Origin of the sequence: Rhizobium sp. Nf11,1 (assembly GCF_050587665.1) — a bacterium.
Taxonomy (GTDB): domain Bacteria; phylum Pseudomonadota; class Alphaproteobacteria; order Rhizobiales; family Rhizobiaceae; genus Rhizobium.
Genome location: NZ_JBOBHU010000002.1, coordinates 148273 through 169822, shown reverse-complemented (window position 1 = coordinate 169822; position 21550 = coordinate 148273). Strand labels below are relative to the sequence as shown.

The following is a 21550-nucleotide window of genomic DNA, read 5'->3' as shown; positions in this document are numbered from 1 at the left end:
TGGACTTGAGACGCGCCGCGGCAAACTTGACACCGACACCTCAAGCCTTTGTTTTATTACCGTTATCTTCCACCGAAGCCGGAGCCGACGCTGATGCCCTTGTAGATTACCCTCTGCAGCACGATGGCGAGGATCACCCCCGGCACCATGGAGATGGTGGCGCCCGCCATAATGTAGTTCCAGGCGGTGCCCTGCTGCGTCTGAAACAGTGTGAGCCCGAGCGGCAGCGTGGCCTTTTCGAGCCCACTGGTGGCGATCAGCGGCCACAGAAAGCTTTTCCACTGCGCGATGAAAGTAAAGAGCGACAGCAGGCCGATCGCCGGCATGGCGAGCGGAACGATGACCCTGACCAGGATGCGCAGGCGCGAGGCCCCGTCCATCATCGCCGCCTCGTCGAGATCCTTGGGAATGCCGAGGATGAACTGCCGCAGCAGGAAGGTGCCGAAGGAAGAGAAGGCGACCGGCAGGATCATGCCGTGATAGGTGTTGATCCAGCCGAGCTTGCTGACCAGAAGGAAGAGCGGGATGACCAGCATCACCTGCGGGATCATCAGTGTGCTGAGATAGGTGAGCAGCAGTCCCTCACGGCCGGGGAACCGCAGCCTGGCGAAAGCATAGGCCGACAGGCAGGAGACCACGATGACGATCGCGGTTACGCCGCAGGCAACGACGAAGGAGTTCAGCAGGAAGGTGCCGAAGGGCAGCGACACCAGCGCCTCGACGAAATTGCCCCACTGGTATTCCTCGGGAAGAATGCGAACCGGCACAGCCAGCACTTCGGTGTTGGAGCGAACCGCATTCGACACCATCCAGAAGAAGGGAAAGAGGAAGAGCAGCGCGATCAGCGACAATGCAGCGTAGCTGACGAAGGTGCCGATCCCCCGCATAATGCGGTACCCGTTCCGGGACTGGGAATGCGGATGCGGATGCCGTGGGGCCGGGTCAGTCGTCATAATGCACCCATTTGCGCTGCATGTGGAACTGCAGGATGGTGAGCGCCATGATCATGACGAACATCACCCAGGCGAGCGCCGACGCGTAACCCATCTGGAAATTGGTGAAGCCCTTCTGGTAGATGGCGAAGCCGAGGGTCGCCGTCGCCGAGCCAGGGCCGCCACGCGTCATGGCGAAGATCTCGTCGAAGACCTGCAGCGAGGTAATGGCCGTCATGACGGTGGCGAAGAAGACCGTCGGTGAGATGAGCGGCAGGCGGATGCGCCAGAAGCGTCGCCAGGGACCGGCGCCGTCGATCATCGCCGCTTCGAGATAGTGCTTCGGCACCAGGTCGAGCGCGGCGTTGAACATCACGACGTTGTAGCCGACATTGGCCCAGAGCGTGACGAGCACGACCGCCTGCATGGCCCAGCTCGAACTCAGCAGGAAATTCGGCAGGCCGAGGCCGAGCGAGCGGATGACGCTGTCGGCGAGCCCGTCCGGCGTGAAGATCAGCAGCCAGACCACGGAGGCTGCGATCGTCGGGGTAAAGGTCGGCAGGAAGAAGATCACCCGAAAGATCGCCTTGCCGCGCTTGAGACTCGATATCCAGACCGCGAGCGTCAGCGAAACGATGATATTCACGGCCAGATACTCGACAGCGAAGAACAGCGTGTTGCGCAATATGGTATAGAAGGCCGGATCGACGGTGAAGAGCTTGATGTAATTCTGAAAGCCGACGAAGGACGGAGTCGAGATCAGCTGCCAGTTGGTGAAGGAGAGCGCCAGCGACGCAACGATCGGCAGGGCCATGAAGATCATGAAGCCGAGGAAACTCGGCAACAGGAACAGCATGGCCGTCTGCGTCTCGGGCTTCAGGAAGCGCCTGGACTGACCGGGCTGCAGGGCAATTTCGGCAATGGCGCTTTCCGACATCTCTTCCTCCATGCACGGCAGCTCCTGCCGCCGCGCTCTAGCGGCACGCTCTATTGCTGCGCGAGGCTCTGGATGGTTTCCATTGCCTGCTTGGCGTCGGCGCTGCCGCCGAAGGCGGGCGGGAAATACTGGTTGAAGAGATTTTCGACCGCAGCCCAGTTGTTGGTGATGACATAGGGCACCGAATGCGCCAGCGAATAATCCAGCGCCTCGCCCCCATTGGTGATGTCCTTGGCAGCCACCTTGTACCAGGAGGATTGCGAGGCCGTACGCGCCGGCAGAGCGCGGCCCTGCTCGGCGAGATACTGCAATGCTTCCGGGCTGGTCAGCACCTGGATCGCCTTCCAGGCCGCGTCCTTGTTCTTGCTCGTCGTGGCAATGCCGAAACCGGAGCCCGCCGTGACGGCCGTAAGCTCTCCGTCTGCGCGCGGCAGCGTGGTGGAACCAACCTTGAACTTGACCTTGTCCTTCATGCCGATGATCGACCACGGACCGTCGACATACATGGCGACATTGCCTGAATAGAAGCGGCCCTGGATGACCGTGCCGGCATCGGCGCTCGACGGCACCAGCGGCGCGATCTTGTCCTTGGCGGCAAAGCCGATCACCCTCTCGGCAGCGACAATGGCGCTCGGATTGGTAAGATCGAGCTCGCCGGCATCGTTGACGTATTTAACGCCCCAGGCCGAGGCCAGCACCGAATAGTTCTGCGGGGTGATGCCGAAGCCATACTGGCCGTCTTTCGTCAGCTTCTTGGCGGCATCAGTAAACTCGGCGAGCGTCCAGCCCGGCTTCGGTAAAGGAATACCGGCGGCTTGGAGCGCATCCTGGTTATAATAGATGACCCACGGACCGACGTCATAGGGCAGGCCGTAGAGCTGCTTGTCGACGGACATGCCGCCGATGATCGAGGGGGTGAATGCCCCAACGTCGAACTTGTCGGCCGCGATCCGGTCATTCAGCGGTTCGAGCAGCGAATAGAAATTCGGCATACGCAGCGACTGCATCGAAACTATGTCGGCGAGCTGGCCCGACGCCGCCAGCACCGGCAGCCGCGTCCAGTAGTCGACCCAGCCCGTCGTCGTCAGCGTCACCTTGATATCGGGATATTTGGCGGTCACCATGTCGGCCAGGTGCTGCCAGCCTTTGGTGTCGGCGTCGGATCCGGTCCACATCTGCCAAGTCAGATTGACCTGTTCGGCCGAGGCGGATGTGACAAAGAGGCTGCCGCCAATCGCGGCAAGCAAAAGCGTTTTCTTCAGAACCTTCATGGGTTTCTCCTCCCTCCATGACGCAATGAACACGCGAGTGCGACCGAGTTCACGCCTTGAGGACGATCTCGATCACCGGGACGGTAACGTCAGGTCGCCGGACCGGCAGTTCGAGCGTGATCATGCCTTCCGGCACCATCACGCCGATATTGGAATCCACATCCCTGGTGTGGCTGAGCCAGCGCACTTCGCTGGCGTCGTGCAGGAACTGCGCATAGGCGATCCTGTCGGCGAGCCCCTCGATATGGATGTGGCGATAAGGCCAGTTATAGACATGCAAGTAGAGGCGGTTGCCGCGCTGGGTGTAGCGGCAGCCGGCCGGCACTGGAAATGTGGACGGACCGGCGCCGTAGATCGAACGTGCGTTGACCTCCATCCAGTTCTGGTAAACCTCGAGCGCGGCGATGGCGCGGGCATCGAAGGTGCCGCGGCCGGTCGGGCCGACGTTCATCAGGAGGTTGCCGCCGAGCGCGACGGAATCGATAAGCAACTGGATGATCTGCTCCGGGCTCTTCCAGCTATCCTCGTCGCGATGATAACCCCAGGAACCGCTGAAGGTGTGGCAGGCCTCCCAGAGCACTCCCTGGCTGGCGACAGCGGGCGCCACGCGCGGCGTATATTGCTCTGGCGTCGTGATATCGGGCAGCTTGCCCGGCGGCAGATCGAGGCGGTTGTTGACGATGATCTCGGGCTGCAACTCGCGCACCAGCTCGACTAGGCGTTCGCTCTCCCAGTCGGCGCGCCCTTTGCCGGGCAGGCCGCGATATTCGCGGCCTGGATAGCTGAAATCAAACCAGATGATATCGATTCGGCCGAAGCCGGTCAGAAGCTCGCGCACCTGTTCGCGCATATAGGCGGCATAGTTGGCGATGTCGCGGCCGGCGTTCAGCGCCTCGGCTTGCGGGTGATTGCGCAAGGGGTGGTGGACGTCGATCGGGAAATCGGGATGGTGCCAGTCGAGCAGCGAATAGTAGAAGCCGATCTTCAGCCCCTCAGCCCGAAAGGCCTCGACCAGCGGCGTCAGCAGGTCTCTGCCGCAGGGCGTGTTCGGCGCCTTGTAATCGGTGACCTTGCTGTCCCAGAGACAGAAACCTTCGTGATGCTTGGTCGTCACCACGACATATTTCATGCCGGCGAGACGTGCGCGGCGCGCCCACTCCTTCGGATCGTAAAGATCGGGATCGAAATTGTCGAAATAGCGCTGGTAGTGGTCGTCGGTCAGCTCTTCACGGTTCTTCAACCACTCATGCCGCGCTCCGAGGGCATAGAGGCCCCAATGGATGAACAGTCCAAGACGATCATGGCTGAACCAGGCGTGCTTACCCACTCCCGGCACCGAATTTTCCGACTGGCGCTCCGAACTCGTCACAGGTTTCTCCTCCCTGTTTTCCGGTTCCACTTCATATCGAACCGGTTCGGCGATTGAGCATCGTCCTTGACCCGGCACCTGTCAAGCCGAAATTCGCAGATGGCGGAACGATCCTTGAAACCGCGCGCCAGCAGCCAATAATGCGCAGCGTGTTGCAACAACAAATAAAATCTGACAAAAGAAAGCTTTAGAACCGGTTCGATAGACATGACGACCATACGAGATGTCGCGCGCCTGGCGGGGGTTTCGATCTCGACCGTCTCGCTCGCGCTCAATAGCCCCAAGCGGGTCGGCGCCGAGACGCTCGACCGCATCCAGAAGGCGATACAATCGACCGGCTACCGCATCGATCCCGTGGCCCAGACGCTGGCGCGCGGGCGCAGCTCGCTCATCGGTTTCGTGTCCGCCAATCTCGGCAACATGTTCTTTGGCGACATCCGCCGCGAGATCGAGCATCAGGCGCTCGACCACGGCTATTTCGTACTGATTGCCGATTCCTCCGGCAGGGCCGATCTCGAACGGGCGCTCTTGGAGCGGCTGCAGGCGCAGAAAATCGCCGGCATCGCCTTGGCGGCAAACGGACGCGGCGAGGAATACGCAACCTTCCTGCGCGACTTCAAGACGCCGATCGTGATGTTCGACCAGAAGGTGGAGGGCGCCGAGCGCGACTTCGTCGGCTCCGACAATCCGCTGACGACGACGATCCTGACCGAGCACCTGCTGCAACTCGGCCATCGGCGCATCGCCTTCATCTCCGGCCCGAGCGGCCTGCACACCGCCGACGAGCGCCTGAAGGGCTTCGTGGACACGATGGCCGGCGCCGGCGTCGACGTCGACCCGTCGCTCGTGGTCGAGGGCGGCTATACCAGGAGCGGCGGCCATACGCAGGCGATGCGCCTGCTCACCCGCCGCGACCGCCCGACCGCCATTATCGGCGCCAACAACATGACGGGGCTGGCAACCCTGCAGGTGATGCAGGAAATGGGCTTCCGCTGTCCCGACGACGTATCGCTGGCAATGGTCGACGACGTGCCTTGGAGCAACGTCATCACGCCCCGCATCACCATGGTCGTGCAGGATGCGCAGAAGCTCGGCGAACTGGCGGCACAGCGCCTGCTCGCCAGGATCGGAAGCCCGGAAGCCGCCGCCGAGCCGCCGCAGGATTTCATCCTGACGCCGAGATTCGTGCGCGGGGAGTCAACCAAGCGGCTGTAAGGGCTTGGCTAAATCTCATCACCAGGCGAGGAAAGAGGCGAAGAGGACATCGACTGGAGCCCCAAGAGAGCCTCATCCTTGTATGTTGCCGTTGGTGTATAAACGGGCTGCGCGACGGGGATGAGGGGCGCGGGAGAATGCCGCGCCCAAAGCTTACGAGATCCCATCCAAAAGACCATTCTTGCTGGCGATCCGGTAACGGCAGGCACGGTTCATCCATTGAAAGACCGCAATATTTGTCATACATGTGTGATGAATCGTAAATTTCGGCGCGCGGCTGGTTCCAACGGCGCCGGATCGAAGCCGATGCGGGGGTCGAGGCGTGGCTATGCAGGGGAAGGATCGCAGCAGGGGCTCGGGGTCGCTGGTTTCACAGGTCGGCGAAAGCCTGCGGCAAGCGATCCTCAGCGGCCAGTACGCCGCCGGCGACAAGCTTCCGAGCGAGCACGAGCTGACCGAGACACACAGCGTCAGCCGCACCGTGGTACGCGAGGCGGTGGCCGCGCTCCGTTCTGACGGGCTGGTCGAGGTGCGCCAGGGCGCGGGCATTTTCGTGATCAGCCCCGACCTGGCGCTGTCGGGCCGCAAAGTCGACAAAGCCCGCGTCGCCTCCGATCTGGAAGTGCTGGAGATCCGCACACCTGTCGAAATCGAGGCGGCGGGGCTTGCCGCGCTCCGCCGCTCGCCGGCGCAGGAGGAAGCGATCTTCGAATGCCACCGGAAAATCCTCCAGTGCATCGAGACTGATCAATCGATCCGCGAGGCCGATCTCGAACTCCATGTCGCGATCGCCGAGGCGACGAACAATCCGCTGTTCAAGCACTTCCTGGAGTCCCAAGGCTCGGCGATCATCCCGCAATCGAGGCTCGTGCCGGAAACAAGGACGGCCGAACAGACCGCCTACCGAAAGCTGATCCACAGGGAACACGAAGCGATCGTCGTCGCCATTTCCGACAGGGACGATCAGGCCGCCCGCAACGCCATGCGCGAGCATCTGGTCGGCAGCCAGGCGAGATATCGCAACCTGCTCAAGGATCTGCGAAACTTTACCAGCTGATATCCACTCCCGAGCGTCCGGGCGCCTTGGCGGGAGACAAAGCCAGCGGAAACGCTCTGCCGCCTTGTAAGCTGCCCGCCTTGCTGGCTCGGGCGCCGGCCCATCATTTTCCCCGCCGATTCACGCGATAGATTGATCGTTCGCGGCTGAAAGCTAGTTGAAAGCTTCGACGTCTTAGGAAAAGGCAGCATCGTGGAGGAGACACGGGTTGAGGTGACGAGACGACGATGCAGGCAAACCAACAGGAGGAGATATCAATGCGTTCTTCACGCAGCCTTTTTCACACCGTCGCTTTTTCCGCGCTTCTCGCCGCAGCCTCGTTCACGTCAGGCACCGCCCACGCGGCCGACAAGATCACCATCATGGTCGGCGGCTATGAGAAACAGATCTATCTGCCCGCTAAGCTCGCCGAATCCCTCGGTTACTTCAAAGACGAAGGTCTCGACGTCGAGCTGCTGAATGAAGCTGCCGGCGTCGATGCCGAAAACCAGCTGCTGGCAGGCGCCGTCCAAGGCGTCGTCGGCTTCTATGACCATTGTGTGGACCTGCAGGCCAAGGGCAAGTTCGTCGAATCCATCGTCCAGTTCAGCCAGGCGCCGGGCGAGGTCGAGATGGTTTCGAGCAAACATCCCGAGATCAAGTCGCCGGCCGACTTCAAGGGCAAGAGCCTCGGCGTTACCGGTCTCGGCTCCTCCACCAACTTCCTCACCCTCTTCATGGCCTCCAAGGCCGACCTCAAGCCTGGCGACGTCGTCACCATTCCGGTCGGCGCCGGCGGCACGTTCATCGCCGCGATGCAGCAGGATCAGATCCAGGCCGGCATGACGACGGAGCCGACGATCTCGCGCCTGATCAAGACGGGCGAAGCGAGTGTTCTCGTTGACATGCGCACGGTTGACGCGACCCGCAAGGCGCTCGGCGGAACCTATCCGGCCGCTTCGCTCTACATGGAAACTTCCTGGGTCGAGGAACATAAGGAAGAGGCACAGAAACTCGCCAACGCCTTCGTTAAGACGCTGCGCTACATCAATACGCATTCCGCCGCCGAGATCGCGGACAAGATGCCGAAGGATTTCTACGTCGGCGACAAGGACGGCTACATCAAGGCTCTCGACGAGGGCAAGGGCATGTTCACGCCTGACGGCGTGATGCCGGAGGACGGTCCGCAGACCGTGCTTGCCGTGCTCTCGGAGTTCTCCAAGAACGTCAAGGGCAAGCAGATCGACCTTTCCAAGACCTACACGACCGAGTTCGTCAAGAACGTCAAGTGAGGCCGTCGCGTCGCTTCCAGCTCCTGAGCGGAAGCGGCGTCCGTTCGATCATGGGCATTGCGTGCGCGCCCTTAAGCACGCCTCCAGGTATCACCATGCAACAGGACACCAAACAGACCCCAGCGATCGAGCTGATCAATGTCAGCCGACGCTTCGTCTCGCCGACCGGCAAGTCGCTGACTGCGCTGCGCGATTTCAACATGACGGTTGCCCGCGGCGAGTTCGTCGCCGTCGTCGGCCCCACCGGCTGCGGCAAGTCGACGACGCTCAACCTCGTGACGGGCCTCGCACGCCCGAGTGCCGGCGAAGTCCGCCTGATGGGCGGGCCGATCACCGGCATCGACCCGCGTGTCGGCTTTGCGTTCCAGACCGACGCGCTCTTTCCCTGGAAAAACGTGATCGACAATGTCATGGCCGGTCCGCTGTTCCGCGGCAAGTCGCGCGCCGAGGCGGAACAGAGCGCCCGCGACTGGCTGGCCCGCGTCGGCCTGTCGAAGTTTCTCCACCACTATCCCCATCAGCTTTCCGGCGGCATGCGCAAACGCGTCTCGCTGGCGCAGACCTTCATCAACGAACCTGAAATCCTGCTGATGGACGAGCCATTCTCGGCACTCGACGTGCAGACCCGCACGGTCATGCACGAAGAACTGCTGAAACTCTGGGCCGAGCGCAAGGCCTCGGTGGTGTTCGTCACCCATGATCTCGAAGAGGCCGTGGCACTTGCCGACAAGGTCTATGTTCTGACCGCCGGCCCCGCTACGGTGAAATCGGTCTATCCGATCGATCTTCCCCGCCCGCGCGTGGTGTCGGAGATCCGCTACGAGCAGAGCTTCATCGACTACTGCAAGACGATCTGGGAGGATCTCCGCGAAGAGGTCGAGACCAGCTACCGCCGCGCAAGCGAAGCGGCCTGACGGAGGATATCATGGCACACGTCACATTCGAGGCCGGTTCGGCCACCCTGTTTCGCCCGGGCACGTCAGATGCCGAGATCGAAGCCTCCGCGCTGAAGGCGATACGCCGGCGCAACACGTTGGTGCGCTTCTGGCAGATCGCCATCCTGGTTTTCGTAATCGGCATGTGGGAGCTCTCCTCCAACATGCAATGGATCGACCCGTTCTTCTATTCGAGCCCGAGCGGCGTGCTTGAGCGGCTCTACGAATGGGCGACCGAAGGCACCACCGAAGGGTCGCTCTGGTATAATCTTTGGGTGACGATGGAGGAGGCGCTGATCGGCTTCTTCGCCGGCTCGATCACCGGCGTCTTCGTCGGCATCGGCCTCGGCCGCAACCGTTTCCTCTCCGATATTTTCTCAGTCTACATTAAGGCGATCAACTCGATCCCGCGCGTCGTCCTGGCCCCGATCTTCATCATGATCATGGGTCTCGGTCTGCCGTCCAAGGTGGCGCTCGCCTTCATCATGGTGTTCTTCGTCGTCTTCGCTAACGCGTTCCAAGGCGTGCGCGAAGCCGACCGCAACATGATTGCCAATGCCCGCATCCTGGGCGCATCGGACTGGCAGGTGACGCGTACGGTTGTCATTCCCTCGGCGATGAGCTGGATCTTCGCCAGCCTGCATGTCTCCTTCGGCTTTGCGATCATCGGCGCAATCGTCGGCGAATTCGTCGGCGCCCGCTTCGGCATCGGCCAGTTGATCTCGATCGCAAAGGGCACCTTCGACGCGGCCGGCATGTTCGCGGCCATCCTCCTCGTCATGGTCGTCACTCTTTTTGCCGAATACATCATGACGTTGATCGAAAACCGCCTTGCGAAATGGCGTCCGCAGCAGCAGCTTGATACGCAGTAATCCGCCTCCTCCCAAGGCAGATCGAAGCGAAGGCCGGGCGCTATGCCCGGCCTTATTCATTTGATGCGTCGCCTGTTTTAAAGCGGAAGCCGCACCGTCACGACGAGGCCGCCGCCTTCAGCAGCACCGAGTGAAACCGAACCTCCGGCGCCGTCAACGACCTCGCGCACGATCGCAAGCCCGAGGCCGCTCCCTTCGCTTTCGGTTCCCATGATCCGGTAGAACCGTTCGAAAACCTGCTCGCGCTCCCCTTCGGGAATGCCCGGCCCATTATCCCAGACGGTGACGACGGCGTGGCCGTTCTCCTGCCCGACGGCGACGGTCACCCGTCCATCGGCTTTGCTATAACGGATTGCGTTGTCGATGAGGTTGACCAGCATCTCGCGCAGCATCGTCCCGTCGCCTTCGACGACAACGGAGCGGTCCGCCTCCAAACCGAGATCGATGTTGCGCTTGAGCGCCTCTTCGGCATAGGTCTCCAGGATCTCGCGGGCAGCTTTGCTGAGATCGGTCGCATCGCTGCGCGGGCGGCGGCTGCCGGGCTCGGCCCGCGACAAGGTCAGAAGCTGACTGGCGAGGCGCGAAATCTGCCGCGTGCTGGTGCGCAGGGCAGCAAGCGCCTCGTCGCGGCGGGCTGCATCGTCTTCGCGGGACGCGACACTCGCCTGCGTCGAAATCAGCGCGAGCGGCGTCCTCAACTGATGCGCCGCGTTCGATACGAAGCGCCGCTGTGCGGCCATCTGGTTCTGGACGCGCTCCATATGATCGTTCAGCGCATGGACGAGCGGGCGCAGCTCGCTCTGGACCATCTCCGGCGGCAGCGGATCGAGACGGTTGCGCCCGCGCCGGCGCACGGCGTCCCGCAGCCTCAGAGCGGGCGCAAGGCCGCGCTGGAGCCCCAGGATGGTCACCAGGCTTGCGAGGAAGACGAGCACGAACTGCTTCGAAAAATCCGAAAGCCACAACTGTCTTCGCATCGCATATTGGCTGTTATGCGTCACGGCGACGGTCACGGAGATCGTGCCGTCGTTGGGAAGACCGACGACCGGATGATCGAGCATCAGTATGCGCACATCGGCGCCGTGGAAGGCGCGATCCTCGCCGGCGCGCTGGACGGCCGGCAGCGGCAGATCGGGAAAGCCGCTCACCAGATTGCCCCAAGCGGTGATGACTCTGTAAAAGACGCGGTCGCCGAAGCCGGTATCGAACATCTCGAGCGCGGCCGGCGGCACATCCACCTGAACATTGCCGCCCTCGTCGACGCGCACCGCCTCGGCGATGACGCGCGCCGAGGCGAGGAGCGTTCGATCCGTCACCAGCTTTGCCGTCACGTCGGCCGACCAGAAGCTGTCGTAGAGATTGAAGGCGATGGCGCCGAAGAGCGTCAGCAGGACCCAACAGAGCAGTTGCACCCTCAGACTCTGGCTGAGCCGCACGATCGCTCCGCCGGCCTTTGTCACTACATTATTGGACATGTCTGAGGAGATAGCCGAGCCCGCGCAGCGTCGCGATCTGAACCGAACTGTTCTCGAGCTTCTTGCGCAGCCTGTGGACGTAGATTTCGATGGCGCTGGGATCGGCCTCGTCGTCGAAACCGAAGACGCTTCCGGAGAGGGCGGCTTTCGAGACCGTGGTGCCGAGCTTCATGACGAGCTGTTCGAGAACGGCATATTCCCGCGGCGTCAGTTGCAGCGGTTCGTCTGCGACGAAGAACTGCCGCGTCCCCCCGGAAAAACGCAGGTTCCCGACGGTGATCTCGGAGGATGCCCGGTCCTGGCCGCGGCGCACCACGGCACGGATCCTCGCCTCGAGTTCAGCAATTTCGAAAGGCTTGGCGAGATAGTCATCGGCGCCGCTGTCGAGCCCGGCCACACGGCCGTCCAGGCTCGCATTCGCAGTCAGGATAATGACCGGCAGCTTGCTGCCGGACTGTCTCAGCCGCTTCAAAAGCGTCAGCCCGTCAAGCTTGGGCAGCGAAAGGTCGAGGATCATCGCCGAATATTCCGCCACCTTCAGCAGATGCTCGGCGTCCTCGCCGTCATAGGCAAGGTCGATAGCGTATTGCGCCTGCCGCAGGGCTTTGCCCAGCCAGGCCGCCAGATCCTTGTTGTCCTCCACCACAAGCAGTTTCATCCGTCCCACTTAGCACGTGCTGAGGGCTTGGCGGAAGCGTGCGCATGCAAGGCCGGCAGGCGTTGGATATCGCCTTCCCCTCCGGGCTCAATCTCATTCATGGCATTCATTGGCGCGAATTGTCCGCTATTTGTCCAGTGCGGGCATTTTCCTGTGGCTTGAGATTGCCGAATATGGCTTCATCAGCAATATCCAAGGAGCAAGAAATGTCCGGCTATGATACCATTCTTCTCGTCATCGACGCCCAGGAGTCCTTCCGGCAGCGTGATTATTGGGATGAAAGCCTCGCACCCGCCTATATCGAACGCCAGCAGGCTCTGATCGACGGCGCAGAAGCCCGCGGAATACCCGTCATCCAGATCTTTCATGTCGATGGAAGCGGGCCGTTTTCGGAAAGCTCGGGCTTCGTCAGAACGCTCGCTCCGCTCAGGATCGCTCCCGAAGCGATCTTCAGAAAGAACCGTCATAGCGCACTCGTCGGTTCCGGCCTCGACGTATGGCTGACCAGGAATGGCGTTCGCCGCATCATCGTCTCCGGCATCCGCACCGAACAGTGCTGCGAGACCACGACCCGTCATGCCTCGGATCTCGGTTATCAAATCGACTACGTCGGCGAAGCGACCCTGACCTTCCCGATGACCGACGCATCGGGACGCACATGGAGCGCCGGGGAAATCCGGGGCCGCACGGAACTGGTCCTGTCGGGCCGTTTCGCCCGGATCGCCACCGTCGAACAGGCGCTGGCGGGGCGCGGAGAGCAACTCGCGGCATGACTGATAGAGCGCAGCCCTTCGATATTCCTGTCTACGTCGTCGTGCCCCCGCGCGTGCTGCTGCTCGACATCGCCGGTCCGATCGAAGTGCTGCGCAAGGCGAACCTCGAACAGAAGGCAGTCCGTTTCAGCGTCACCTATGTCGGTCCGTCGGCAACGGTCGGCAGCTCGATCGGCCTTGCGGTGACCGGTGTCGCCGCCTTGCCGGAGCGATTGCCCGATCATGCGCTTGTAGTCATCGCCGGCAGCGCCGACGTGCCGATGGAGAACAACCGTCCCTGGGACGAAGATGAGCGCGCCGCGCAGGCCGCGATCGTCTCTTGGCTGAAGCGGGCTATTCGTCCGGGGGTTCGGCTGGCCTCGATCTGCTCGGGCGCCTTGCTCGCTGCCGAGGCCGGAATGCTCGACGGCCGCGAATGCACCACCCATCACGGCTGTATGGAGGATCTGGCAAGGCTCGCGCCCACCGCGCGCGTCCGGGACAATCGGCTCTACGTCGAGGATGGGGAGCGCCTGACGAGCGCCGGCATCACCGCCGGCATTGACCTCATGCTGCACATCGTTGCCGAAGCGGCCGGACCTGCCTGCGCGCTTGCGGTGGCGCGCTATCTCGTCGTCTATCTCAGGCGCGGCGGCTCGGATCCGCAGCTTTCGCCCTGGCTCGAAGGCCGCAACCATATCCACCCGGCCATCCATCGCGTACAGGATGCAGTCGCCGCCGATCCTTCCCGCGACTGGTCGGTCGCCTCTCTCGCACGCCTCAGCGGCGCCAGCCCGCGAAACCTCTCACGGCTGTTCAATGAACATACCGGCATGAGTGTCACGGATTTCGTCAACCGCATGCGCGTAGCGCTCGCCCGGGAGATGCTCGCCGGCTCAAGGTTGGATATGGAGGCCGTGGCCATGCGCGCCGGCTTCGGCTCGGCCCGGCAACTGCGCCGCGCCTGGAACCGCCTGCATGACAGCCCGCCGAGCGCGGCCCGGACGAAACCGGCGGTAGACTCATAGAGAAAGAGCAAGGGGCGCGCGCCCGACCTCATCTTCGACGCCGGAGATTGCAGCGCCGGCCACCTCCGTTCCCCAGATTTCGATCTGCGTCAGCGCCGGAAAGGGCGAGATGTCCTCAGCCTTGATGAGGCCGTGTAGTTCAACCCATTCGACTATGCAAGGCTCGATGGAAAAGCCCTGCGCCGCGCCGGATTTGACGAGCGGGAAACGAGAGGTCTTGCCGCTCGAGAAGGTGACGCTCACCTCTTCCCACCAGGAATCATGCGGGAAGTCTGCGCGAAGGTAGAAGACAATTTCATCGACGCGGACCGGCCTGCCGAACTCCACCGTCAGCGCCGCTTGTGGATCGCGATTGATGCCCCAGCTCGTATAGGGCCAGAAGCCATGATCGTCATTGGCCTTTTCGCCGTCGATGGCGTTTCTGGCGGCAAAGACCGCTTCGCCTCGGGTTTCGACATTGGCGCGCGCATGCGGAAACAGCGCCCGATTGGCGTGATCGTCCCAGGGATTGAGCGCAAGATTGCGTCGGTGAGCGATCTCCTCGGGGCGCGTGCAGCGCACGGACAGCCGGTGGATATCGCCACTGAACGCGTTCGGGGAATAGGATTTGCGCTTGTCGCCGAAAGGCACTGTAAGCGCATAGGCGCATTGTTTCATATAGACCAGGCTGGGTTGGATCGCACTGTCAAGCGCGAGGAAGACATGTCCGGGCCTGGAGACTTCCACAATCACCTGCTCGCCTTCGCGATAGCTTTGGCGATAGACCAGGAAGGTCTCATCCTGCCCGGTGGCGCTTGCCAATACGAACCCGTCGGCATCCACGATCTTCAGCGTCAATTCCATGTTCGTCCTCCTCAGAGCCTGATGATTCCTGATAGCATCAGGCTCTAGCCATCTAATTTATCAGCAATTTCAGGAGACACCCCGCAAGCGGAATGCGTAGGCGATAGAGCTTCTCGGGCCAGGCCGACCTCAGCCTGACATCATTCACCTCGATCTCGTCGATTTCGATCGGCCCGGCGCCGTCGACGAAAATGCTGCCGAGATCGGCAAGATCGATCCTGTCCCGGGTGATCGTCGGCGGCAGGCATGTCATCAGCGATAGAACCGCCGCCTTGTCGCCGTCATAGGTATCGACGATCTCGACATGGCGTCCGCGAACCAGGGAGACGGCACGCCGATAGCTGCGCAGTTGCGCTTCCGCCGGATAGGCGCCTGCGATGTCGAGAGATATGCGCGCCAGGTTATCACCGAATTCAGTTTCGACATCGCGCGCGCCGAAAGCTTCCCCGGCGGACTGCATGACGCCGTCGAATGTCGGCAGGTTGTGATAGGCCGACTGCATCGTCCATATCTCGTAGCGCCGCGGCGAAAAGGTCTTTGCCGTATAGGTCTCGACGCCGACATCGATCAGGAACGGGTGCCCGTCCTTGTAGAGGGTCACGCTGCCGACGTCGTTGTGATTATGGCCCTCACCATTGTTGCCGCCCTTGACCGCAAGCGAGAACCGATCGTCGCGGGCAATAAACAGGCCGATGCCGGGATAAAAAATGTCCGGCCGCGACAGCGCACACGGCTCGGCGATCCGGATCTGCGAACCGGCCAGCAGTTCCTGCACGCGATACCAGAGGTTCCATTCCCCGGGCAAATGCGGGTGTTCGGCGGCAGCCCTGTCGGCTGCGGCGAAGTCCGCCAGCATCTGCGAACCAACCGCTTTGCCGAACAAATATTCCCGTGCGCTGCAGGGCTCGAGGACGGAGGAGGAATCCGCGAAGTTGAAATAGTAGCGGCCGGCTACATGCATGTTGGCGATATATTCGGCCATGTTTCGGATCTTCGGCTGCTGCCAGATCCCGGCAAAAAGGCCTGGCGCCGCGGCGTCCAGAACGGTCAAGGCGCCATGGAGACAAAGCGCCGCGTGGCGATAATAGAGCACGCCCTCCTCACAGGCTCCGTCCTCGGCATAGTCCTTCAGGAAAGCGTCGAGGCTCGCGAGCGCCTTCTCGACAACCGCCCGGCGCGTCGCCTGATCGGTGTTCAGCGAGAAGGTCGCCAGCAGGACGTTCTGGGTAATCCAGGCTGTCCAGTTGTTCATCCTCTCATTGCCACGGCCCATCCACCAAAAGTGCCGACCGAGATAGGGCAAGAGAATGCGGCCTTCGATCTCGCGCGCCACCCGTGCGGCGATCTCAGGGCTGACGCCGTCGAGCGCCTCGCCCAGCACGGCGACGATCGTTGCGAGCAGGGCTGCCGTTTCGGCGGCGAAGAGGTCGACAACGGGCTGGGAATTATCGGGAAGCGGCAGGCGCGGGCCACCACGTTCATAGGCGTTATGCGCCGGAAGCTGCCAGCCGCTCTCCTCCGCGATCAGGAAGATGCCGTCAATGATCTTTGACAGGAACCGTCCATTGCCTTCGACGAGCTCGCCCAGCACGACATCATTGAGCATCCGCCGCCTGGTGAAATAAAGCTCCTCAAAACGCGAGCGATTGCCGCTCGTCGTGTATTCGCGATAATCCGAAGCGGTGATTAGAGGCCATGCCCGCGCGAATGTAGCTTCGGCATCGCGAATAACCGCCTCGCGCATCGCCTGCGGCACCGCGCTCCATCTGTCTCGATCGGAAGAAACCGCTCCGGGCGTGAAGTCGCCCAGGCTGTCAGTCAGATCTCCTGAAATCTCGCTGAACATGTTCCTCCCCGCGCTGAAAAAGCCGCCACAAGCGTCTGGCCTCCATGCTCACCTATCATATGTTTCCAGCGTCTACCATAAAATTTGTATGATCTATTCATAACTTGTTTGACGAGTGCCAGATATGTGCTATGCCGCTGGACGGAGGGAGAATTGCGGCGGCCGGCAGAGGAAATCCACAAGCCGTCAGTCGCAGAGATCCGCGCAGGAGGAAGGCATCGGTGTCCATATCGAATTCGGTCATCGCAACGGATGGCGCCCCGGCAACTTCTGACCGGAAGGTCGCGGTCTTGTCCAAGCGGCAGCGCAAGATCCGCAGCGCGCTCATTGCTTACTCTTTCATCGCGCCGAATTTCCTCGGCTTCGCCGTCTTCACGCTCGGGCCGATCCTCTTCGCTTTCGCGCTCGCATTCATGCATTGGGACGGCTCGAACGCGATCACCTTCGCGGGGCTCGACAATTTCTGGCGGCTCTTCGAGGACAAGGCTTTCATCGCAGCCTTCTGGAATACTATCATCTACACGCTTGCCTCGGTGCCGGCGACATTGCTCTGCGCGCTCGGCCTCGCCGTTCTCCTAAACCAGAAGATCGTAGGGCGCGATTTCTTCCGCACCGCGATGTTCTTTCCCTATGTCGCATCGCTGGTCGCCGTCGCGGTCGTGTGGAACATGATCTTCAATCCCGAGATGGGGCCGGTGAACATGATCCTCTATGCGCTCGGCCTCGATCCGAAAAACATGCCGGGATGGGCGGCCGATCGCCACTGGGCAATGGTGACGGTGATCCTCTTCGGCATCTGGAAGAACATGGGCTATTACATGGTCATCTATCTCGCCGGGCTGCAGGGCATTAATTCCGAACTCTATGAGGCCGCCGATCTCGACGGCGCCAATTCCTGGCAGAAGTTCATCCATGTCACCGTGCCGCAGCTCGGACCGACGACCTTCTTCGTGACCGTCATGCTGACGATCCAATCGTTCAAGGTATTCGACCAGATCTACATGATTACCCAGGGCGGCCCCGGCACCTCGACGCTGGTTCTTGTCTACCACATCTACAACGAGGCCTTCATTTCCTGGGATCTCGGCTATTCCAGCATGGTGGCGCTCGTCCTGTTCTTGCTCGTGCTCGCCGTCACGGTCTTCCAGTTCCGCCGTCAGAGGGAGGATGAGGCATGAAGATCGCGGGACGTAAGATTACCGCCAAAACGGTCCTCCTTTACGCCATCGTTATCACGGTGACGATTGTCATGCTGATGCCCTTCGCCTGGATGCTCTCGGCATCCCTGAAGCTCAGCCGCGACGTCTTCGCTTTCCCGATCGAGTGGATACCGTCACAGCCGCAATGGCAGAACTACGTGGATATCTGGACGAAGATCCCGCTTGCGCTCTTTATCTACAACACCTCGAAGCTGACGATCATCGTCACGCTGCTGCAGCTTCTGACCTCAAGCTTTGCGGCTTACGCCTTCGCCAAGCTGAACTTCCCCTACAAGAACACGCTGTTCCTCGGTTATATCGCCACCATCGCCATGCCCTGGCAGGTCTATATGGTGCCGCAGTTCCTGCTGATGCGCGAGTTCGGCCTCAACAACACGCATCTGGCGCTGATCTGCCTGCAGGCCTTCACTGCCTTCGGCGTCTTCCTGATGCGGCAGTTCTACATGTCGATCCCGACCGAACTCTGCGAGGCAGCCCGTATCGACGGCATGAACGAATATCAGATCTGGGCACGCATCATGCTGCCGCTGTCGAAGCCCGCCCTCTCGACGCTGACGATCTTCACTTTCGTCAGCACCTGGAACGATTTCCTCGGGCCGATGATCTATCTCACCAAGACCGAGCTGAAGACCGTCCAGATCGGCCTGCGCATGTTCATCTCGCAATATTCGGCCGAATACGGGCTGATCATGGCGGCATCCGTCGTCGCCCTCATTCCGGTTCTCGTCGTCTTCCTCTCTCTGCAGCGCTTCTTCGTCGAGGGCATCGCCTCGACGGGACTGAAGGGTTAAATCCATGAACGCCGTTTCCTCAGTCGCCCCGCAGCCGATCACCGATGAAGAGGTCAAAGCCGCGCTCGATCTTGCCGTCACGCAGATCCGGCGTAACCTTCCCGAATTCACCTACGCCTCGCAGAACCATTCGAGTGTCGGAAATTTCTATCCCGCCGTGGCGAACACCCAATGGACCGCCGGCTTCTGGCCCGGAGAGCTGTGGCTCGCCTTCGAGCACGGCGGCGATCCGGTTTTCCGGCATGCGGCGCAGATCCAGGTCCAGTCCTTCCTGCATCGGATCGTCAATCGGATCGAGACCGACCACCACGACATGGGCTTTCTCTATTCGCCGTCCTGCATCGCCGCCTGGAAGCTGGTCGGAGACGAAGACGGCCGCAAAGCCGCGATCCTCGCTGCCGACCAGCTGATCGAGCGCTTCCAGCCGATCGGCCAATTCATCCAGGCCTGGGGCCACAAGGGCAAGGCAGAAGAATATCGCTATATCATCGACTGCCTCTTGAACCTGCCGCTCCTCTATTGGGCAAGCCGCGAGACCGGCGATCCGAAATATCGCGAGATCGCGCTTATTCACGCCCGCACCACGCTTGCCAATTCGGTTCGCCCTGACGATTCCACCTATCACACCTTCTACATGGATCCGGTGACCGGAGCGCCTGTGCGCGGCGCAACCAAGCAGGGCTACCGGGACGACAGCGCCTGGGCGCGCGGGCAGGCCTGGGGCATCGCGGGCATGGCGGTCTCCTATCGCTACGAGCGGATCGATGAATATCGCCAAACCTTCGACCGGCTGCTCGCCTTCTATCTCAACCGGCTGCCGGCCGACATGGTGCCCTATTGGGATCTCGTCTTTTCCGATGGCGACGGCGAGCCGCGCGACAGCTCTTCGGCATCGATCACCGCCTGCGGCCTCCTCGAAATGGCCGACCTCGTCGAAGCCGAGGCCGCCGAGCGCTACCGGACGTTGGCGCAGCGTATGATGAAGAGCCTTACCGATCACTATGCGGTCAAGGACCCCGCGGTTTCAAACGGCCTCGTGCTGCATGCCACCTATTCGAAGAAATCGCCCTTCAACACCTGCCGCGGCGAAGGCGTCGATGAATGCGTCTCCTGGGGAGATTATTATTACATGGAAGCTTTGACGCGCCTTTCGCGCCGCTGGTCTTCCTATTGGTGACGTGAGGAGAAACCCGATGGCCAGCATTTCGCTTAAAGAGCTGAACAAATCCTACGGCGCGCTCACCGTCGTCCACGACATCGATCTTGAGATCGCGGACAAGGAATTCATCATCCTGGTCGGCCCCTCCGGCTGCGGCAAATCAACGACACTGAGGATGATTGCCGGTCTCGAGGAGATATCGGGCGGAGAGCTCCGGATCGGCGGCGACGTCATGAACGACGTTCCCTCCAAGGATCGGGATATCGCCATGGTCTTCCAGAACTATGCGCTCTATCCGCATATGACCGTTTACAAAAACATGGCCTTCGGCCTGCAGCTGAGGAAGGTTTCGCGCGATTTCATCGACAAGCAGGTCCAGGATGCGGCCAAGATCCTCGACATCACCCATCTGCTGAACCGCAAGCCCAAAGCGCTTTCGGGCGGGCAACGCCAGCGCGTGGCGCTCGGCCGCGCCATGGTGCGCAATCCCGCCGTCTTCCTGCTCGACGAACCGCTTTCCAATCTCGACGCCAAGCTGCGCGGGACGATGCGCTCCGAAATCACCAAGCTGCATAAGCGCCTCGACGCCACCTTCATCTACGTCACCCACGACCAGGTGGAAGCCATGACCATGGCGGACCGGATCGTCGTGATGAAGGACGGGCACATCCAGCAGGTCGACACGCCGCAGAACCTCTACGACCGTCCCGTCAACATGTTTGTCGCCGGCTTCATCGGCGCGCCGCAGATGAACATGCTGCCCTCGACCATTCAGCGCCGGGGCGGCGGCTTCGTTGCCGTGTTCGACGGCCGGGAACTGCCGCTGCCCGGTCATTTCGACAAGGGCAGAATCGCCCCTTACGAGGGCCGCGAGTTGGTGCTCGGCATCCGTCCGGAGAACTTCCACGAACTGCCGCCGGCCGACATTCCGCCCGAGAACCTGGCGCCGCTCAAGGCGGTGGTGGAGCTTGCCGAGCCGATGGGTTCGGAAGTGCATCTGAACATGGTGGCCGGCGGGCGCAATCTCATCGCTCGCGTGTCGCCGCGCTTCCGGCCTGCGATCGGCGACGAGGCGACGCTGGTGGCGGACATGAGCAATGCCCAGCTGTTCGACAAGGAAACCGAACGCTCGATTCTTTACTGAGGCGCCAGCGGGAGACGGCGATGCAGTGGCTGCGGGACATGTGGACGAAGGAGGGGCCGGGCGTTCCGAAGGATGCGCCTGCGAAGACCGGCGTTGCCCTGTTCATCGAGACCCTCGCCCGCGAATGGTGGGAGGTGGTCAAGCTCAACATCCTGTTCCTCCTGGCCTCGCTCCTCGTCGTGACGCTGCCGGCGGCACTCGCCGCCATGGCGCGGGTTTCGGTGGCTTTGGTGGAGGATCGCAACACCTATCTCCTCAGGGATTTCACGGAAGCGTTCCTGCGTTACTTCCGGCGCGCCACCGCCTGGGGTCTGGCGCTGGCCGCGGCCTTTGCGATCTGCATCTATGTGATCCTCACCTATGGCGCCGGAGCGCGGGACAACTTGATTCTCGCCGCCCCGCTCGCCGTGGCGCTTGTCGCCACCGCCTTCCTTGCGGTCACCGCCTGCCATCTCATCGTGCTGATGGTGATGCGCGACCTGCCGGCTCTGCGGCTCCTTCGTCTCGCCGCGCTCGCCTCTGTCGTCCGTCCGCTTCCGGCAATCGTGGCACTGGCCTTCAACGCTGCCCTGTGGCTGGCGCATATCCTCTTCTATCCGGTTTCCGTGTTCATGCCGGCGACTTTCAATTTTTCACTCGGAATGTTCGCCGTCGCATTCGGCGTCCATCGGGCGGCAGTGATGGTTGTGGACCAGCCGGAGACACCGCAGCCGCACCGTAAACCGCATGCACCAAACGCATCATAAAACAGTCGATCCAGAGACGATCCAGGGAA

The 21550-nt window shown here is 61.7% G+C and carries 20 protein-coding genes; 12 read left to right on the top strand and 8 right to left on the bottom strand.

The features are described 5' to 3' along the window. Positions 1-62 precede the first annotated feature (62 nt). From ACQ7C1_RS03685 to ACQ7C1_RS03670, 4 genes are read right to left on the bottom strand one after another with little or no spacing between them, the layout of a single operon-like run. On the bottom strand, positions 63-953 hold the full coding sequence (locus ACQ7C1_RS03685) for a carbohydrate ABC transporter permease (RefSeq protein WP_430957359.1): 891 nt from the start codon (positions 951-953) through the stop codon (positions 63-65). Continuing rightward, the gene (locus ACQ7C1_RS03680; RefSeq protein WP_430957600.1) at positions 943-1869 is read right to left on the bottom strand and encodes a carbohydrate ABC transporter permease; all 927 of its coding nucleotides are present in this window, start codon (positions 1867-1869) and stop codon (positions 943-945) included. Before ACQ7C1_RS03680 ends, ACQ7C1_RS03685 begins: the two co-directional genes overlap by 11 nt. 50 nt (positions 1870-1919) lie before the next feature. Beyond that, a complete protein-coding gene (locus ACQ7C1_RS03675; RefSeq protein ID WP_430957358.1) occupies positions 1920-3140 on the bottom strand; it encodes an ABC transporter substrate-binding protein in 1221 nt (406 codons plus the stop codon). A 49-nt stretch (positions 3141-3189) separates the two neighbouring features. Then, on the bottom strand, positions 3190-4509 hold the full coding sequence (locus ACQ7C1_RS03670) for an alpha-L-fucosidase (protein ID WP_430957357.1): 1320 nt from the start codon (positions 4507-4509) through the stop codon (positions 3190-3192). 207 nt (positions 4510-4716) lie between these two features. Between ACQ7C1_RS03670 and ACQ7C1_RS03665 the strand changes: the two genes are divergently transcribed. The 5 genes from ACQ7C1_RS03665 (at position 4717) to ACQ7C1_RS03645 (ending at position 9859) form a co-directional block, all read left to right on the top strand. After that, positions 4717-5724, top strand: coding sequence for a LacI family DNA-binding transcriptional regulator (locus ACQ7C1_RS03665; RefSeq protein ID WP_430957356.1), 1008 nt, complete (start codon positions 4717-4719; stop codon positions 5722-5724). Positions 5725-6052: 328 nt separating this feature from the next. Next, the gene (locus ACQ7C1_RS03660; RefSeq protein ID WP_430957599.1) at positions 6053-6781 is read left to right on the top strand and encodes a FadR/GntR family transcriptional regulator; all 729 of its coding nucleotides are present in this window, start codon (positions 6053-6055) and stop codon (positions 6779-6781) included. A 257-nt stretch (positions 6782-7038) separates the two neighbouring features. Beyond that, entirely contained in the window at positions 7039-8052 is a 1014-nt protein-coding gene (locus ACQ7C1_RS03655; RefSeq protein WP_430957355.1) for an ABC transporter substrate-binding protein, read from the top strand. A 95-nt stretch (positions 8053-8147) separates the two neighbouring features. Continuing rightward, complete coding sequence (locus ACQ7C1_RS03650) at positions 8148-8966, top strand: ABC transporter ATP-binding protein (protein ID WP_430957354.1); 819 nt, start codon at positions 8148-8150, stop codon at positions 8964-8966. Positions 8967-8977: 11 nt separating this feature from the next. Next, positions 8978-9859, top strand: coding sequence for an ABC transporter permease (locus ACQ7C1_RS03645; protein WP_430957353.1), 882 nt, complete (start codon positions 8978-8980; stop codon positions 9857-9859). 77 nt (positions 9860-9936) lie between these two features. Here the strand turns inward: ACQ7C1_RS03645 and ACQ7C1_RS03640 are convergent, their stop codons facing one another. After that, the gene (locus ACQ7C1_RS03640; protein WP_430957352.1) at positions 9937-11334 is read right to left on the bottom strand and encodes a sensor histidine kinase; all 1398 of its coding nucleotides are present in this window, start codon (positions 11332-11334) and stop codon (positions 9937-9939) included. After that, positions 11324-11992: a response regulator gene (locus tag ACQ7C1_RS03635; RefSeq protein ID WP_430957351.1), complete on the bottom strand. Its 669-nt coding sequence runs from the start codon at positions 11990-11992 to the stop codon at positions 11324-11326. The genes ACQ7C1_RS03640 and ACQ7C1_RS03635 overlap by 11 nt, the downstream gene beginning before the upstream one ends. 206 nt (positions 11993-12198) lie before the next feature. Here ACQ7C1_RS03635 and ACQ7C1_RS03630 point away from each other — a divergent pair, with 206 nt between their 5' ends. After that, positions 12199-12765 carry an isochorismatase family protein gene (locus ACQ7C1_RS03630; protein WP_430957350.1) on the top strand — a complete coding sequence of 189 codons (567 nt, stop codon included), beginning with the start codon at positions 12199-12201 and terminating at the stop codon, positions 12763-12765. Further along, complete coding sequence (locus ACQ7C1_RS03625) at positions 12762-13772, top strand: GlxA family transcriptional regulator (RefSeq protein ID WP_430957349.1); 1011 nt, start codon at positions 12762-12764, stop codon at positions 13770-13772. The genes ACQ7C1_RS03630 and ACQ7C1_RS03625 overlap by 4 nt, the downstream gene beginning before the upstream one ends. Here ACQ7C1_RS03625 and ACQ7C1_RS03620 read toward each other — a convergent pair. Next, positions 13767-14615: a carbohydrate-binding protein gene (locus ACQ7C1_RS03620; protein ID WP_430957348.1), complete on the bottom strand. Its 849-nt coding sequence runs from the start codon at positions 14613-14615 to the stop codon at positions 13767-13769. The genes ACQ7C1_RS03625 and ACQ7C1_RS03620 overlap by 6 nt on opposite strands. 52 nt (positions 14616-14667) lie before the next feature. Then, on the bottom strand, positions 14668-16461 hold the full coding sequence (locus tag ACQ7C1_RS03615) for a heparinase II/III domain-containing protein (protein WP_430957347.1): 1794 nt from the start codon (positions 16459-16461) through the stop codon (positions 14668-14670). A gap of 221 nt (positions 16462-16682) precedes the next feature. Between ACQ7C1_RS03615 and ACQ7C1_RS03610 the strand changes: the two genes are divergently transcribed. The 5 genes from ACQ7C1_RS03610 to ACQ7C1_RS03590 are packed head-to-tail and all read left to right on the top strand — an operon-like array spanning position 16683 to position 21521. Continuing rightward, a complete protein-coding gene (locus ACQ7C1_RS03610) occupies positions 16683-17639 on the top strand; it encodes a carbohydrate ABC transporter permease (protein WP_430957346.1) in 957 nt (318 codons plus the stop codon). Next, positions 17636-18472: a carbohydrate ABC transporter permease gene (locus tag ACQ7C1_RS03605; RefSeq protein WP_430957345.1), complete on the top strand. Its 837-nt coding sequence runs from the start codon at positions 17636-17638 to the stop codon at positions 18470-18472. Before ACQ7C1_RS03610 ends, ACQ7C1_RS03605 begins: the two co-directional genes overlap by 4 nt. A gap of 4 nt (positions 18473-18476) precedes the next feature. Beyond that, positions 18477-19649 carry a glycoside hydrolase family 88 protein gene (locus tag ACQ7C1_RS03600; protein ID WP_430957344.1) on the top strand — a complete coding sequence of 391 codons (1173 nt, stop codon included), beginning with the start codon at positions 18477-18479 and terminating at the stop codon, positions 19647-19649. Between the two features lie 16 nt (positions 19650-19665). Beyond that, a complete protein-coding gene (locus ACQ7C1_RS03595) occupies positions 19666-20775 on the top strand; it encodes an ABC transporter ATP-binding protein (protein ID WP_430957343.1) in 1110 nt (369 codons plus the stop codon). A gap of 20 nt (positions 20776-20795) precedes the next feature. Beyond that, positions 20796-21521 carry a DUF624 domain-containing protein gene (locus ACQ7C1_RS03590; protein ID WP_430957342.1) on the top strand — a complete coding sequence of 242 codons (726 nt, stop codon included), beginning with the start codon at positions 20796-20798 and terminating at the stop codon, positions 21519-21521. Positions 21522-21550: the final 29 nt, after the last annotated feature.

Coding starts and splice junctions, on each gene's coding strand:
- ACQ7C1_RS03685 (WP_430957359.1), bottom strand. CDS start 953: ATGACGACTGACCCGGCCCCACGGCATCCGCATCCGCATTCCCAGTCC.
- ACQ7C1_RS03680 (WP_430957600.1), bottom strand. CDS start 1,869: ATGTCGGAAAGCGCCATTGCCGAAATTGCCCTGCAGCCCGGTCAGTCC.
- ACQ7C1_RS03675 (WP_430957358.1), bottom strand. CDS start 3,140: ATGAAGGTTCTGAAGAAAACGCTTTTGCTTGCCGCGATTGGCGGCAGC.
- ACQ7C1_RS03665 (WP_430957356.1), top strand. CDS start 4,717: ATGACGACCATACGAGATGTCGCGCGCCTGGCGGGGGTTTCGATCTCG.
- ACQ7C1_RS03660 (WP_430957599.1), top strand. CDS start 6,053: ATGCAGGGGAAGGATCGCAGCAGGGGCTCGGGGTCGCTGGTTTCACAG.
- ACQ7C1_RS03655 (WP_430957355.1), top strand. CDS start 7,039: ATGCGTTCTTCACGCAGCCTTTTTCACACCGTCGCTTTTTCCGCGCTT.
- ACQ7C1_RS03650 (WP_430957354.1), top strand. CDS start 8,148: ATGCAACAGGACACCAAACAGACCCCAGCGATCGAGCTGATCAATGTC.
- ACQ7C1_RS03645 (WP_430957353.1), top strand. CDS start 8,978: ATGGCACACGTCACATTCGAGGCCGGTTCGGCCACCCTGTTTCGCCCG.
- ACQ7C1_RS03640 (WP_430957352.1), bottom strand. CDS start 11,334: ATGTCCAATAATGTAGTGACAAAGGCCGGCGGAGCGATCGTGCGGCTC.
- ACQ7C1_RS03635 (WP_430957351.1), bottom strand. CDS start 11,992: ATGAAACTGCTTGTGGTGGAGGACAACAAGGATCTGGCGGCCTGGCTG.
- ACQ7C1_RS03630 (WP_430957350.1), top strand. CDS start 12,199: ATGTCCGGCTATGATACCATTCTTCTCGTCATCGACGCCCAGGAGTCC.
- ACQ7C1_RS03625 (WP_430957349.1), top strand. CDS start 12,762: ATGACTGATAGAGCGCAGCCCTTCGATATTCCTGTCTACGTCGTCGTG.
- ACQ7C1_RS03620 (WP_430957348.1), bottom strand. CDS start 14,615: ATGGAATTGACGCTGAAGATCGTGGATGCCGACGGGTTCGTATTGGCA.
- ACQ7C1_RS03615 (WP_430957347.1), bottom strand. CDS start 16,461: ATGTTCAGCGAGATTTCAGGAGATCTGACTGACAGCCTGGGCGACTTC.
- ACQ7C1_RS03605 (WP_430957345.1), top strand. CDS start 17,636: ATGAAGATCGCGGGACGTAAGATTACCGCCAAAACGGTCCTCCTTTAC.
- ACQ7C1_RS03600 (WP_430957344.1), top strand. CDS start 18,477: ATGAACGCCGTTTCCTCAGTCGCCCCGCAGCCGATCACCGATGAAGAG.
- ACQ7C1_RS03595 (WP_430957343.1), top strand. CDS start 19,666: ATGGCCAGCATTTCGCTTAAAGAGCTGAACAAATCCTACGGCGCGCTC.
- ACQ7C1_RS03590 (WP_430957342.1), top strand. CDS start 20,796: ATGCAGTGGCTGCGGGACATGTGGACGAAGGAGGGGCCGGGCGTTCCG.